Genomic DNA, 14,830 nt, shown 5'->3' on the forward strand with positions numbered 1-14,830 from the left:
CCTGGCGGCAGGGAGAAGGAGTTTAATAAACGTCGAGTACGTTGGTCCATAGACAAACTAAGAAAAGATTTGTTTGACCGAAATCGACTAATCCATTACAATAACGTTTGCTCCAGTGCAAACATTATTGTGAGGTGTTTATATGTTTTCGAATCGTTACGTGAATACGATCCTTCTGTCGAGGGTGCTGCTGCAGCTCGGCATATGGATCCGCAACTTCGCGATATTGCTCTACGTCATGGACGTCACGAATAACGACCCGACCTATGTCTCGCTCATCTCGGTGGCGGAGTTCGGGCCGATCTTCTTGTTCGCGCTTATCGGCGGCACGTTCGCCGATCGTTGGCGGCCGAAGCGGACGATGGTGGGGTGCGACCTGCTGTCCGCCGCGTCGGTCGTGATCGTCCTGGCCGCGCTTGCGTCCGGCGTATGGCAGGCCATCCTGCTCGGCACGTTCGTCTCGGCGAGCTTGTCGCAATTTTCTCAGCCTTCCGCCATGAAAATTTTCAAAACCCAGGTGCCGCCGGAACGACTGCCCGGGGTGATGGCGCTGTTCCAATCGATGGTGGGCATCTTCACGGTCGCCGGTCCGGCGCTCGGCACGGTCGTCTACCAGCAGTACGGCATCGAGACGGCGCTCGCGCTGACGACGATCTTATTCCTGGGCTCCGGCCTCGTACTGACGCGCCTTCCGCGCGACGCGGCATCGCCCGGCCGCCCGTCGTCCGCCGGAAGTATCCGGCAGGAACTCGCGGCGGGCCTCAAGTACGTGCGCAGCCGCCGGGAGCTGACGACGCTCGTCGCGGTGTTCGCGGTATCGGGCTTGGCCGCAGGGCTTACCCAACCGCTTATGGCGTTCGTTCCGATCGACAATCTAGGCTTAGACAAGACGTTCTTGCAGTGGCTGCTCATGGCGAACGGCATCGCGATGCTCCTCGGCGGCGCGATCCTGATGAGCGTCGCGAAGAAGTTCCCCCCTCAGCTGCTGCTGACGTTCGGCTTAACGCTCGGCGCGCTGTGCACGGCCGGCACGGGCTTCTCCGTCTCCGTCGGCTTGACGCTCGCCTTGCAGGCGTGCGCCGGGTTCGGCGCTCCGTTCATCCACGCGAGCGTGCAGACGCTCCTGATGCGGTACGCGGAGGCGGGCTTCGTCGGCCGAGTCAGCGGCGTCGTGTCGCCGGTCTTTTCCGGCATGATGGTCGTCGGCATGGGCATCGCGGGACCGCTCAAGACCGCGACGACGCTGCCGACGGCGTTCGCCGCGGGCGGCGCGCTGTTCTTGGTCGGCGCGGCGCTGCTGCTGCCGCTCCTCCGCGCCGGCCGCCGCCCCGGAGCCGCCGCGCAGGCATAACCACGGCGTTTTGCTAGGGGGCGGCGGTCTGGTACAATGGTAGCGAGTCTGTCATGCGAAAGGAACGAAACCTTTTCCCCAATGAAAACGGTCTTAGCTACCCTGAATGCGAAGTACATTCATATGTCACTTGCCCTGCGGTATTTGAAAGCTTATAGCGAGAAGGAGTTCGACATCGAGCTCGCGGAATATACGATCAAGGATCCGGCCATGAACGTGGTGACCGATTTGTTTCGGCGCGCCCCCGACGTGGTCGGGTTTTCGTGTTATATCTGGAATATCGAAGAGACGATCGGCATTATCCGGATGCTGAAGAAGATTCGTCCCGACGTGCGCGTCGTGCTCGGCGGGCCCGAGGTGTCTTACGACACGGAATATTGGATGGAGCGGTTGCCGGAGGTCGACTTCATCGTCATGGGCGAAGGCGAGGAGACGCTGCACCATCTGCTGACGGAGCTGCGGGACGGGACGGAGAAGTTCCACTTCGTGTTCGGCATCGCCTATCGCGGGCGGGACGGGGCGGTCGTCTTGAATCCGGGACGGCCGAAGGCGTCTTTGGACGACTTGCCGTCGCCGCATTATTTCGCGGACGACGTACCGCAGCTGCCGACGCGGGTCGTGTACTTCGAGACGTCGCGCGGCTGCCCGTTTTCGTGCCAGTTCTGCTTGTCGTCGATCGAGGTCGGCGTGCGGTACTTCGACATCGAGCGGACGAAGCGGGATTTGCTGCATTTGATCCGGTCGGGGGCGAAGCTGATCAAGTTCGTCGACCGGACGTTCAATATTAAGCGCGATTACGCGTTGGACATTTTCCAATTCCTGATCGACAACCACGGCGGGTCATGCGTGTTCCAATTCGAGATTACGGCGGACATTATGCGGCCGGAGGTCATCGCCTTCCTGAGCGAGCATGCGCCCCCGGGCGTGTTCCGCTTCGAGATCGGCGTGCAGTCGACGAACGAGGAGACGAACGAAATCATTCAGCGCCGGCAGAACTTCGTCAAGCTGTCGCGCACGGTGACGATGATTAAGGAGAGCGGCAAGATCGACCAGCACTTGGATTTGATCGCGGGACTGCCGGAGGAAAATTACGAGTCGTTCCGGAAGACGTTCAACGACGTGTTCGCGCTGGGGCCGGAGGAGCTGCAACTCGGTTTCTTGAAAATGCTCCGCGGCACCGGCGTCCGCGCCCGCGCCGCCGATTACGGCTACGTCTATATGGATCATGCGCCGTACGAGATTCTCGGCAACGACGTATTGCCGTTCGCCGATATCGTGCGCATCAAGCAGGCCGAGGACGTGCTCGAAAAATATTGGAACGCGCATCGAACGGACGCGTCCGTGCGGTATTTGATCGACGAGGCGTTCCCGTCGGCGTGGGACTTCTTCCAAGGCTTCGGCGCGTATTGGGAGTCTCGGGGTTGGGAGCGTATCGGGCATCAGCTCGAGGATCTGTTCTCGCGTCTGCGCGAGTTCGTCGCGATGGAGGCGGCCGCCGCGCTGCCCGTGGCGGAGGGACTGATGAAGCTGGACTTCTTCCGTCAGCACAAGTACCGCCCGCGCAAGCTGTGGTGGGACATGGCGTTGTCGCCGGACGAGCATGCGTCCTGGATGCGACGGCTGATCGAGCGGCCGGAGGACGCCGGCGAGGCGTTCGCCGCGCTGCGATTGTCGGAGCGCGAGCTGCATAAGCAGGTCATGATCGACCGGGTGCCGTTCGATCTGGCCGCGTATCTCGCGGACGGCCTCGTGCGGGTCGGCCCGGGAACCGAATCGCTGCTGATCGCGCGGTTCTCCGCCGAAGCCGAACGCCGCGCAGAAATATATGCTCTCCCGCTGTCCGCAGCCGCCGTTATGTAACGGCGGTTTTTTCGCGCTTTTCAACGCTGCGCCAATTTCTTATCGTCAGGCGAATCCGCGCTATGGTAACATCGACATCATTACGCGACCTCCTCGCGGAGGCGCCGCCGAAGGAAAAAAGGAGGGACGGGGAGTATGAAGGTCATCATTATCGAGGATGAGGCGGATATCTTATGCGGAATGAAAGAGGCCGTCTCCCAATTGGGCGACCGGATCGAGCTCGTCTTTGCGGTGACGCAGGCGGAGGCGGCGTTAGAGCTGATCGAGCTGCACCGGCCGGAGATCGTCGTCACGGACATCGTATTACCCCAGATGACCGGTCTGGATTTGATGGAGCAAATTTCGGCGAAAGACTATCATCCTAAGATCATTGTCGTCAGCGGATACAGCAATTTTACGTATGCGCAGCGCAGCATGAAGTTGGGGGCCATCGATTACATGCTGAAGCCGTTCGCCCGGGAGGAATTTATTCAGAAAATCGGCAGCGTTGTGGAGATGGTTCTGGAGGAGAAGGAAATCGGGAAGGCGCTGCAGTACGCCGACTCGAACGCCATGCTGGGGACGAAGGCGCTGCGCGACAAATATCTTCTGGGGCTGTGCATGAATCCGGTACCGCTCCATGAGCACACCGTTCACCGGTTGAAGTTTTTCGATCTGGAATGGCTGGCGGGAGGCGCCTTCTCCGTCATTGCGTTGGACCGGGCGGAAGACGACAAGCGCCCGCTTCCGGAGAAGGAGAAGGACCTGCAGCTCTTTGCCATCGGCAACATCGTGGAGGATTTGTTAGGCGACTATTCGCCTTCCGTCGTGTTCCGCAATGTTCGAAACCAGTGGATTATCGTCACGGGCTGCGAAGATCTATTAGCCATGACCGAAGCGATCGGCTCCAATCTCATCGCGTACCAACGTCTGAAGGTCAGCATCGGGGTCAGCTTGCGGATGAATTCCTTCCAAGCCGTAGCCAAGGCTTACGAGCAAGCCGTACAAGCCCTAAGGCTCTCTCATCTGGATAAACAAGGGCAGCGCGTATTTTATTCGGAGATCGAAGCGTTGGGGCTGGGGGAGCGTCCGCAGAACGACTACGATCAAATCGCGGAATATATTTATTTGGACCAAGGCGAACGCATACGCGCGGCGGTGACCGCGGTGGTGAACGGCTTCGTCGTGGCGGCCGGAGCAAATCAACGACAAGAGCTGACGCAGCGATGCATCGAATGGATCGTGCACGTCCATTCCTTGCTCGCCGACAAGCTGAAGATTGCGTTGAAGCAAATTTCGATCCAGCTCTGGGTCGATCTGGACGCATGCGAATCTATCGAGGCGCTCAGAGCGCACATGATCGGTTACTTCGGGCAGTTGACCGAGCAGATCGCCGCCGCGCCCATGAATCCGATCATCGTGAAGGCGCTTCAACGCATCCAATCGGGATATTCGCAAAACATCACGCTACAGAGCATCGCCTCCGAGCTGGCTACGCATCCCGTATGGTTAAGTCAACTGTTCAAACGGGAAACGAAGCAAACCTTCTCGGATTACTTGACGGGGATTCGAATGGAGGAGGCCAAGCGGCTTTTGCGCGAGTCGAACCTGAAAGTATACGAAATCTCCGAGGCCGTCGGCTATACGGATTTGCAGCATTTCGGACAACTCTTCAAGAAGCGCGTAGGGCAAACGCCGAAGGAGTTTCGAGCCGGGAAATGAGAAAAGGACGATTTCTCCTCGATTCTACGTTGTTCCGCAAACTCTTCCTGCTTTTAATCGTCACGTTCTACATTCCGTTGGTTATCGTCGGGTATTGGACCTTTAGCCTATCCAGCGGACAAATCGAAACCATGTCGGCCTCGTTCCTAGCCGACAATCTGAGTTATAACGAGAATCGAATTCAGGAAATATTCGAAGAAGTCGAACAGCACTCCGTGCAAATCTACACTTCCGAGAAGCTTCAGGAATTGCTGCTTTCGACGAAGTCGGGCGGGGTGGAAGACTTCGAATACATCGGCGAGATCGGACCGATCCTCTATGAACTATCGAATGTAAACGGATATTATGTAAGCGTCTACCCTGCGGACGCCGAAAGATTTCGGAATTATGACCTGCTGAAGGCGAATTCGCCGTCGGCGGACAACGGATGGATGGAGAGAGCCTTGACCTACGAAGGTTCGGGGTTTTGGCTGAACGAAACCCGCACCGTCTTTTCGGAGCTTCGGTCCGATTTCTATTTCATTCGTCCGATTCGATCGTTGAACCTTCCCTTCGACGTGATCGGGGTGATGTCGATTCGGGTACCGAGCCGGCAAATCGCGGATCGCATTCTCGTCCTGGATCGTTATCCGAACCATCAGGTCAGTCTGTTCGACAGTCAAAACAACGACCTGTTACACCCGGATCGGGCTGAGGCGGACCAGGTCGATTGGACGGAGGATATCTTGTCGTCGGGACGGAAGGAGTTTCGGGTCGTGACGGGCGGAGATGAAGCGTATTACGCGGCTTCGATCGGGATCGGGAATAACGATTGGAAGATGACCGCGACGATCCCGCTGTCGGACGTCAGGGGACCGATTCACCAGCTCAGGCAGTCGATCTGGATCATCGTGGCAGGCAGCTTGCTATTGATCGGCGTCCTCCTCGTTTTCATCACAAACAGCTTTACCGTACCGATTCGGGTTCTGGTGGGCCATATGAAGAAATTAAATCTCGGGATCTTGGAGTATTGTCAGTCGTTCGTCACCCGAAGGGATGAGATCGGGCAGCTTGTAGCCGGCTACAACGGGATGATTCGAGGCATGCAGGAGCTGTTGGAGCAGACCAAGGCGTCGGAAGGCATGAAGCGGAGGTTGGAAATCCAGATGCTCATGCACCAAATCAACCCTCACCTGCTTTACAACACGTTGGACTCCATTAAGTGGAAGGCGGAGGTCGCCGGAGAACGTTCGATCGCGGAAATGGCGACCCTGCTGGCGAACCTGCTGCGCTTCAGCCTGAACGACGGCGATGAAATTACGACCGTGGAGCGCGAGGTCGAACAGGTGAAGTGTTATTTGACTATCGAGCAGCTTCGGAATAACGGGGGCTTCCATTCGATGTTTCATGTGCAGCCCGACCTCTGGAGCTTACCGTACATGAAGCTTTCCATTCAGCCGATCGTGGAAAATTGCGTAAAGCACGGCATGAAGAAGATGGAGCGCGGGCAAGGGAAAATCATGATCTCGATGTATTCGGAAGACGGCGACGTCTACTGCCGCGTGGAGGACAACGGTCCCGGCTGCAGCGACGACGAGCTGGAGGCGTTGCGGCGGATGGACGTCGATCCTTCCGTCCGGCAGCTGGGCGGAATCGGCTTAAGCAATGTATCCAAGCGATTGAAGGCGCACTTCGGTCCCGAGTACGGGCTTGCCTTTGAACGGAACGAAAGCGGCGGTCTCCGCGTAACGATCCGCCAACCGATACAGTAACATTCCCCTATGTTTCCGATATGGATACCCTGTTCAACGACGGCGTTGGGCGGGGTATTCTTTACTCATAGGGAGGTTACGCGCGATGACTCGACGATTCCGGCTGATGTGGAACTACCGCTATTTGTACCTCATGCTGCTGCCCGGTCTTGTGTATTATGCGATTTACAAATATGCGCCGATGTACGGTACGCTGATCGCTTTCAAGGATTTCAATATGATGCTGGGCATTATCGACAGCCCTTGGGCCGATCCTTGGTATAAGCACTTTAAGTATTTTTACGATTCGCCGTATTTCGAAAGCATTCTAATGAATACGCTTCTCATTTCCGTTTACAAGATGGTGTGGGGCATCGCCCCGGGGATTCTCTTCGCCATCCTGTTGAACGAGGTCCGCAATCAGGCCTTCAAGCGGGTCGTGCAGACGATCACGTATTTGCCTCACTTCCTGTCCTGGGTCATTATTTACGGCATCTTGCTCATCTTCTTGTCGGAGTCGACGGGGCTGGTCAATGCATGGCTGAAGGACAACGGGGGGCAAGCGATTCCGTTCCTCACGTCCACCGACTGGTTCCGGAGTCTGTTGGTCGGTTCGGAAATCTGGAAGGAGTTCGGCTGGAACGCGATCATTTACTTAGCCGCCATCGCGGGAATCGATCCTTCGTTGTACGAAGCGGCGCGCGTCGACGGCGCCGGCCGGCTGCGCAACATCTGGCACATCACGCTGCCGGGCATTCGGAACGTGATTATCCTGCTGCTGATCATTAAGCTGGGACACATCTTGGAGGCCGGATTCGATCAGATCTATATCATGTATAACGTACAAGTGTACGCCGTCGCGGACATTCTCGATACGTACGTGTTCCGGACCGGGATCGAGCAGTTGAATTTCAGCTTGGCCGCATCCATCGGATTGTTTAAATCGGTGATCGGGCTCGGCTTGGTGCTCGTCGCCAACAAGATCGCGCAGAGATGGGGAGAGGGCATATGGTAACCGACGCGAAGGAAAAGGCCTACATGACGATCGTCTACGCGATTCTTACGCTCCTCGCCCTCTGCGTCGTCTTCCCGATCTTATATGTCGTCTCGGTCTCGCTGACCCCTTATTCGGAGGTGCTGAAGAACGGCGGGTTCGCCATCTTCCCGACCAAGATCAACTTCGAGACGTACCGCACCTTCCTGCAGGACAGCACGATTCCGAGAGCGTATCAGGTGACGCTGTTCATCACGGTCGTCGGTACGCTGGTGAACTTGATCGTAACGTCGCTTATGGCATATCCGCTCAGCAAGAAGAACATGCCGCTGCGCAATCCGATCCTGATGCTTGTCGTGTTTACGATGCTGTTCAGCGGGGGCACGATCCCGACGTACCTCATCGTGAAGGAGACCGGGCTGATCAATTCGGTGTGGGCGATGATCATTCCAAGCACGGTGGCGACGTTTTACTTGTTGATCATGAAGACGTTTTTCGAAAATTTACCGGAGAGCCTGGACGAAGCGGCCAAAATCGACGGCGCGAGCGAGCTTCGGATTCTGTGGCAAATCGTGCTTCCGCTGTCCATGCCGATTATGGCGACCGTCGGTTTGTTTTACGCCGTCGGGCATTGGAACGAATTTTTCGCGGCGATCATCTACGTCTCCGACAACGCTAAGCATCCGCTTCAGGTTATCCTCCGGGGTATGTTGAACCAGACGGAGCTGCCGGAGCTCGACTTCGAACGCATCGTTCCGACGGAGTCGCTGCAGATGGCCGCGGTCGTATTATCCACGCTGCCGATCATCGTTGTTTATCCTTTTATCCAAAAATATTTCACTCAGGGCGCTCTGCTCGGGTCGGTAAAAGGTTAACATACTCATATCCATGGAGAGGGGTTAGTAAAGATGAAGAAAAGAACGGCAGGCATCATGACGCTTACGCTCTTGACGACGATGCTGCTCGCGGCTTGCGGCGGCGGCTCGTCGGGGACGGGAGAGGAACCGACTTCGGAGCAGCAGCCGCCGGCGAAGTCCGGCGAGACGTCGAAGGAGGAGAGCGAAGCGACGAAAGAGCCGATGGTCATTAACCTGTTCCGCGAAGGCCCGGCGCTGCCGGCGCCGGATCAAGACATTATTCTCCCCGAGTTAAATAAAGCGCTTCATATGGATTTGAAGTATAATACGGCGCCGACGGAATACGCGCAGCAATTGAACGTGAAGATCGCCGGGGGAACCCCGCCCGACGTGTTCGGCGTCAACAAGGTGCAGATGGAGCAGTTCGCGAAGCAAGGGATGCTGCTGGACTTAACTCCTTACCTGAAGGACATGAACCATCTGACGCCGGAGAACGGGTTCACGGAGTCGCACATGAAGAAGGGCGTCGTGGACGGGAAGCAGTACGCGATTCCGTATCGTCCTTTGATTCCGGTGCAGACGACGTATTGGGTCAGGCAGGACTGGCTGGATCAACTCGGATTGGAGAAGCCGACGACGCTTGACGAATTGAAAGCGGTTGCGAAGGCGTTCGTCGAACGGGATCCGGACGGCAACGGCAAGCACGATACGCTCGGCATCACCGGCAACGGCTTTAACGGCACGCTCAGCCCGATCTTCGCCGCATTCGGCGTGGCGGCGCCCGGACAAATGATGATTCGCGACAATCAGGTCGTCTATTCGACGGCGCTGCCGGAGACCGCGCAGGCGGTGGAGTTTATTAAGGGAATGATCGAGGAGAAGCTGATCGATCCGGAATTTTTGACCAACAACGGTCTGATGCACCAAGAGAAAGCGTTCAAGGGGCAAGCGGGCATCGTGTATGCGCACTGGGCTCATATCAAGCGCCCGGATATGGTGGAGAAGATGAACGCGATTAATCCCGACCAGGTATGGACGCAATTGGATGCGATGACCGGACCGGGCGGGAAGTTTGCGGACTTCTACGACGAGGGCGGGACGAACCTGCGCTTGGTGATTCCGAAATCGCTGGAAAGCCAACCGGAGAAGGTCGCGAAAGTGCTGGAGTACATTAATTACGTCTCCGGCGGCGAAGGCCAGACTCTTGTAAACTATGGCATTCAAGACCGGAATTATAAGGTCGTCGACGGCAAAATCGATATTATTGAGGAAATGGTTACGGAGATGGGCCATGCGAGCATCCACCAAATTACAGGACGCATCGAAATGGAATATTTGCGGACGAAATTCGGGGATTTGGAGCCGTACTTCGCGTTTACGAACCAGCTGCCTTATATTAGCGTTTACACGAATTTCGCGTCGACGCCGGAAGGGGTCAATCCGGCGGATAAGTCGAAGTTCGAGGAAGAAGAAATGATTAAATTTATTCACGGGAAACGCCCGATCGCGGAGATGGATGCGTTCCTCCAGACGTTGAAGGACACGTTCCAGCTCGATAAGTATATCTCGGAAGCGGATAAAGCGTTGAAGGATCTTGGGTTCATTAAATAAAGGAGGCGATCTTGAATGGCGGCGTTGACTTTCCAACGCGACATCGACATCGCCGCCGAGTACGACGTCGTCGTATTCGGCGGCGGCTCCGCCGGTTGCATGGCGGCGATTCAGTCGGGCAGAGCCGGGGCGAAGACCGCTTTGATCGAGAAGAACGGCATCCTTGGAGGAACGACCGTCGTCGCATCCGTCAATTTCCCCGGTCTGTTTCACGCCTGGGGCAAGCAAGTGATCGCCGGGATCGGTTGGGAGATCGTCGAGGAGACGGCCCGCCGCGGCGGCGCCGTCCTGCCCGACTTCTCCGTTCCTTACGGTCATCGGCATTGGGAGCATCAAATTCTCGTGAATCGGTTTTTGTACAGCGCGATTCTAGACGAAACTTGCGCGGCGGCGGGGGTCGACTTGAGGTTCCACGAGATGCCGGCTGCGCTGGAGATCGCGGACGATCGCGTGCTGATCGCGATCGCCGGGAAGACGGGTCTAAGCTTCATTCGCGCGAAGCAAGTCATCGATGCGACCGGCGATGCCAATATCGCCCATTTGATGGGGTACGCGCTGGAGAGCGAGAAGCATCCTCAGCCCGGAACGCTGATCTACGAGCTGTCCGGGTATCGGTGGGAGGATGTCGATCAAGAGCGGCTGCTACGGCTGTACGAGGAAGCGCTGGCGGAAGGCGCGCTGCTTCGGACGGATCACACGAGCGCGAGCGGCACGATTCCGTTCCTGAAGGAGCTGCGCGCCGGCGGCGGCAACTTCATGCATGTGACCGGGATCGACGGAGCCGATTCGGCTTCTCGTTCGAAGGCCGAAGTGCAGGCTCGGCAAGCGTTGATGCGGATCTACCGCTTCTTGCGGCGCGTGCCCGGGTGCGAGAGGCTGCAGGTCGGCTATGTAGCCAACGAGTGCGGCATCCGGGAGACGAGGCGGATCGTGGGGGAACGCAGGATCACGCATAAGGATTATGTAAGCGGGCAGGTTTGGCAGGATGCCGTCTGTTACAGCTTCTATCCGATCGACGTGCATCGCCATGGCGACAACACGACGGATATTCGGCCCTTGTCCGAAGGCGTCTATCCGACGATCCCGTTATCCGCGCTTATTCCGAGAGGCAGCGATCGTCTGCTTGCGGCCGGCCGTTGCATCTCCGGCGATCAGGAGGCTAGCTCGGCCTATCGCGTCCAGGCTTCTTGCATGGCCACCGGCCAGGCGGCGGGCGCCGCCGCCGCGCTTGCGGCGCAAGGGGACGTGTCCGTCCGCCGGATCGATGCAGCAGCGGTGCGCGCGCTGCTCGAGCGGCACGGCGCGATCGTCCCGCGTCCGGCTCCGGATCCGTCAAGGTAACTTATACGCAAAGAAATCGCCGCATCCTCCCAGATCATGGAGTGTGCGGCGATTTCCGTCATTCGGATGAAATTCGGGTTTACCCCGGCACTTGGCCGACCAGCAGCATCTCGCGTTCCCAGTGGCGGTGCTGCGCCATGGCATCCGCGAATGCGGTGCCGAAAGCGGCAAGATCCGTTGCGTTGCGGACGGAGATCGTTCCCATCTCGTTGAACAGCTGCCCTTGGGTGTCGATTCCGGCCAGCGTCGTTCCGACGATCTGGGAGGCCGCCAGCAGATCGACGCCTTCGTTGGACGCGCCGACGGTCTTGGCATGCTTGAAAGCTTCGTTTACGAAGTGGAGCGCGTCGCCATAGCCTTGTAGGGCGTCGACGCTTTCCCGACCGCCCGGAATGTAGACGGCATCATAGTAGACGGAGGCGGTATTCAAGAAATGCTTGTTCGTTTCGATCTGCGGACCTTCCGCGCTCGTATACATCCCCAATCGCTTGGCGACGACGTCCGCTCTCACGCCTGCGTCGTTCAACGCATTGAGCATCTGCGTCACTTCGTTATGGCTGAACCCATGATCGAGCACGATCGCCGCCTTACGGGTCCGCGCCGTCTTCACGGTGTTTATCTGGCTTAACGCGGGAGAAGATGCCGTAGTCTGCGCCTGCTCCGGGGACGCAGCGGGCGGCGTCGCCCCGACCCCCTCGGCGATCTTCACCGCCAGGCCGTTGTCTACCCGGTTGAACATGTCGACGACGCGTTGCCGGATCTCCTTGCTCATCACGCTGCCCACCTCGAAATGGAATGCCTTGACGATATGTTCCTGCTCGATCGCCGACATGCTGTTCCAGAACAGTCTGGCTTGGCTGAAATGGTCGTTGAAGCTTTCGCTGCGCGCACGAACCTTTTTGCCCTCCACCTTTTCCGCGTAGTGCTTGTACCCGTCAGGTGCCGGGAATGGCGAGTTCCCCTGTATCGAGTTCGGCGAATAACTGGTAACGCCCCGGTCGATCGTCATGCGATGATATCCGTCGCGTTGATTGTTGTGTACTGGCGCCACCGGCCGGTTGATCGGAATCTCGTGGAAGTTCGGGCCGCCCAGTCGGATTAATTGCGTATCCGTATAAGAAAATAACCGTCCCTGGAGCAGCGGATCGTTCGTGAAGTCGATGCCGGGCACGACATGCCCAGGGTGGAACGCCACTTGCTCGGTTTCGGCGAAGAAGTTCTCCACATTGCGATTCAAGGTCATCTTGCCGACCTTCACTACAGGAATCGTCTCTTCGGGCCAAATCTTGGTCGGGTCCAAAATGTCGAAGTCGAACTTGAATTCGTCAGCCTCGTCCAAGAATTGCATGCCGAGCTCGAATTCGGGGAAATCCCCCATGTTGACGGCATCGTACAGGTCGCGGCGATGCACGTCCGGATCCTTCCCGGCCAGCTTCTGCGCCTCGTCCCAGACGAGTGAATGTACGCCGAGCATGGGCTTCCAATGGAATTTCACGAAGGTGGCTTTCCCTTGCGCATTGACGAGTCGGAACGTGTGGACCCCGAAGCCCTCCATCATCCGGAAGCTTCTCGGGATGCCCCGGTCCGAGAGGAGCCACATGATCATATGAGCGGTTTCCGTATTGCTCACGACGAAATCCCAAAACGTATCATGCGCCGCGGAGGCCTGCGGAATTTCATTATGCGGCTCCGGCTTGATGGAATGCACCATATCCGGGAATTTGATGGCGTCTTGAATGAAGAATACAGGCATATTGTTGGCGACGAGGTCGTAGTTGCCTTCTTCGGTGTAAAACTTGGTGGAAAACCCTCGAACGTCCCGCACTGTATCGGCCGAACCGCGAGAGCCGACGACCGTCGAAAACCTGACGAAGACGGGAGTTCGCGTCGAAGGATCTTGCAGGAACTTAGCCGAGGTATATTCCGTCAGGGGCTTGTATACCTGGAAGACGCCGTGCACGCCGAAGCCGCGGGCGTGGACGACGCGCTCGGGAATCCGCTCATGGTCGAAGTGCGTCATTTTCTCGCGAAAGTGGAAATCCTCCATCAAGGTCGGACCGCGTCCGCCGGCTTTCAAAGAATCATTCGTATCGGTCACCTTGACCCCTTGATTCGTCGTCAGCGGTTGATTCGTATGATCAACCGTATACTCGTTCAACTGATCCTGCTTTGCCGTTTCGCTAGGCGGGCGATTCTGTTCCAACATGAAACCTCCTGACATTTACCTACTTACCCCTTTTATACCCCGCGCAAGCCTGGAGTAAACTTTCGTTTATTGCTCCCTCCTTGGCATAGAGAGCGCAAGGAGGGAGCAGATCGTCGCGGGGAGCGCGTCGCGGAAGAGATATGGCAGGGCAAAATAAAAGCCCTCCCGGTTCCCGGGAGGGCGATGTTGCTTACGGCTGAGGCACGTAGCTGCGGAGCACAGTGACGGCGCCGGTAAGCGTATATGCGCCGAGGTTGGCCGGGAGGAGGAAGCAGTCGCCCGGCTTCAAGGCCGCCGTCTCGCCGTCGGCCCAGCGGATGGCGCCTTCGCCTTCGCAGGCGATCAGAATCTGAAAGCTTGCCGCGGACGTGGACAGCGCCCACTCGCCGCCGACCCGGCCCTTCTCCACCGTGAAGTAAGGGGAGGCGGCGAGCGGCAGCCACGCGTTGTCTTGCGCGAGCTCGGTCTTGCCGTACGAGGCGCCGGCGCCGTCGTACGCGATGACGTTCAGCGAATCCTCGATATGGAGCTCGCGCGGCTTGCCGTCCAGTCCCGGACGGTTATAGTCGTACAGGCGGTAGGTCGTGTCGGAGTTCTGCTGAATCTCCGCCACGAGGACGCCCGCCCCGAGCGCATGCACGGTTCCCGCAGGAATGTAGAACGTGTCGCCCGGCTTCGCCTCCACCTCGTGCAGGCAATCCATGATTCGGTCCTCCGCGATCGCCTTCGCGAGCGACTCCCGGTCGACGCCGTCCTTCATCCCGTAAATGATTTTCGCTCCCGGCTTCGCGTCGAGCACGTACCACATCTCCGTCTTGCCCAGCTCGCCCGCGCCGAGGCGCTCGTACTCGTCGTTCGGATGCACTTGCACCGACAGGTCGTCGCTGCAGTCGAGCAGCTTGATCAGCAGCGGGAAGCGCCCCGTCTTCGCCGACACCCCGCGCGTTCCGAGCCACTCCGCGCCGAACCGCTCGCGAAGCTCGTCGAGACGTACGCCCGCAAGCGGACCGTCCGCGACTAGAGTCGTGCCGTTCGGGTGCTCCCCGATCATCCAGCCTTCGCCGATATTGCCCGGCGGCAGGTCGAAGCCGAATCGCTCCAACTCCCGCGCGCCCCAGACGCGTTCCTTAAATTCCGGTACAAACTTCAATGGATATGGCGTTACCACGAAATCATCTC

10 protein-coding genes are annotated in these 14,830 nt (G+C 58.0%); 8 read left to right on the plus strand and 2 right to left on the minus strand.

Annotation, left to right across the window (positions count from 1 at the left end; genetic code table 11):
* Positions 1 to 142 precede the first annotated feature (142 nt).
* The 8 genes from RIN49_RS05155 to RIN49_RS05190 all read left to right on the plus strand — a co-directional run bounded on the left by RIN49_RS05155 (position 143) and on the right by RIN49_RS05190 (position 11,445).
* Positions 143 to 1,351, plus strand: coding sequence for an MFS transporter (locus RIN49_RS05155; RefSeq protein WP_309119094.1), 1,209 nt, complete (start codon positions 143 to 145; stop codon positions 1,349 to 1,351).
* An 81-nt stretch (positions 1,352 to 1,432) separates the two neighbouring features.
* Positions 1,433 to 3,211, plus strand: a complete 1,779-nt coding sequence (locus RIN49_RS05160) for a B12-binding domain-containing radical SAM protein (protein ID WP_309119095.1) — start codon at positions 1,433 to 1,435, stop codon at positions 3,209 to 3,211.
* Between the two features lie 135 nt (positions 3,212 to 3,346).
* Positions 3,347 to 4,912, plus strand: coding sequence for a response regulator (locus tag RIN49_RS05165; protein WP_309119096.1), 1,566 nt, complete (start codon positions 3,347 to 3,349; stop codon positions 4,910 to 4,912).
* Positions 4,909 to 6,663: a sensor histidine kinase gene (locus RIN49_RS05170; protein WP_309119097.1), complete on the plus strand. Its 1,755-nt coding sequence runs from the start codon at positions 4,909 to 4,911 to the stop codon at positions 6,661 to 6,663. Before RIN49_RS05165 ends, RIN49_RS05170 begins: the two co-directional genes overlap by 4 nt.
* 85 nt (positions 6,664 to 6,748) lie before the next feature.
* Positions 6,749 to 7,657, plus strand: coding sequence for an ABC transporter permease (locus tag RIN49_RS05175; RefSeq protein WP_309119098.1), 909 nt, complete (start codon positions 6,749 to 6,751; stop codon positions 7,655 to 7,657).
* Complete coding sequence (locus RIN49_RS05180; protein WP_309119099.1) at positions 7,651 to 8,511, plus strand: carbohydrate ABC transporter permease; 861 nt, start codon at positions 7,651 to 7,653, stop codon at positions 8,509 to 8,511. Before RIN49_RS05175 ends, RIN49_RS05180 begins: the two co-directional genes overlap by 7 nt.
* A 33-nt stretch (positions 8,512 to 8,544) precedes the next feature.
* Positions 8,545 to 10,104, plus strand: a complete 1,560-nt coding sequence (locus RIN49_RS05185) for an extracellular solute-binding protein (RefSeq protein ID WP_309119100.1) — start codon at positions 8,545 to 8,547, stop codon at positions 10,102 to 10,104.
* Positions 10,105 to 10,119: 15 nt separating this feature from the next.
* Complete coding sequence (locus RIN49_RS05190; RefSeq protein WP_309119101.1) at positions 10,120 to 11,445, plus strand: FAD-dependent oxidoreductase; 1,326 nt, start codon at positions 10,120 to 10,122, stop codon at positions 11,443 to 11,445.
* Between the two features lie 79 nt (positions 11,446 to 11,524).
* Here the strand turns inward: RIN49_RS05190 and RIN49_RS05195 are convergent, their stop codons facing one another.
* On the minus strand, positions 11,525 to 13,651 hold the full coding sequence (locus tag RIN49_RS05195; protein WP_309119102.1) for a catalase: 2,127 nt from the start codon (positions 13,649 to 13,651) through the stop codon (positions 11,525 to 11,527).
* Positions 13,652 to 13,841: 190 nt separating this feature from the next.
* On the minus strand, positions 13,842 to 14,819 hold the full coding sequence (locus RIN49_RS05200; protein WP_309119103.1) for a type I phosphomannose isomerase catalytic subunit: 978 nt from the start codon (positions 14,817 to 14,819) through the stop codon (positions 13,842 to 13,844).
* Positions 14,820 to 14,830: the final 11 nt, after the last annotated feature.

It is taken from the genome of Paenibacillus sp. (assembly GCF_031177825.1).
Taxonomy (GTDB): domain Bacteria; phylum Bacillota; class Bacilli; order Paenibacillales; family YIM-B00363; genus Paenibacillus_AE.

Excerpts from the sequence above, each read along its gene's own strand:
- RIN49_RS05195 (WP_309119102.1), bottom strand. The coding sequence starts at position 13,651 with ATGTTGGAACAGAATCGCCCGCCTAGCGAAACGGCAAAGCAGGATCAG.
- RIN49_RS05160 (WP_309119095.1), top strand. The coding sequence starts at position 1,433 with ATGAAAACGGTCTTAGCTACCCTGAATGCGAAGTACATTCATATGTCA.
- RIN49_RS05175 (WP_309119098.1), top strand. The coding sequence starts at position 6,749 with ATGACTCGACGATTCCGGCTGATGTGGAACTACCGCTATTTGTACCTC.
- RIN49_RS05190 (WP_309119101.1), top strand. The coding sequence starts at position 10,120 with ATGGCGGCGTTGACTTTCCAACGCGACATCGACATCGCCGCCGAGTAC.
- RIN49_RS05170 (WP_309119097.1), top strand. The coding sequence starts at position 4,909 with ATGAGAAAAGGACGATTTCTCCTCGATTCTACGTTGTTCCGCAAACTC.
- RIN49_RS05155 (WP_309119094.1), top strand. The coding sequence starts at position 143 with ATGTTTTCGAATCGTTACGTGAATACGATCCTTCTGTCGAGGGTGCTG.
- RIN49_RS05185 (WP_309119100.1), top strand. The coding sequence starts at position 8,545 with ATGAAGAAAAGAACGGCAGGCATCATGACGCTTACGCTCTTGACGACG.
- RIN49_RS05180 (WP_309119099.1), top strand. The coding sequence starts at position 7,651 with ATGGTAACCGACGCGAAGGAAAAGGCCTACATGACGATCGTCTACGCG.
- RIN49_RS05165 (WP_309119096.1), top strand. The coding sequence starts at position 3,347 with ATGAAGGTCATCATTATCGAGGATGAGGCGGATATCTTATGCGGAATG.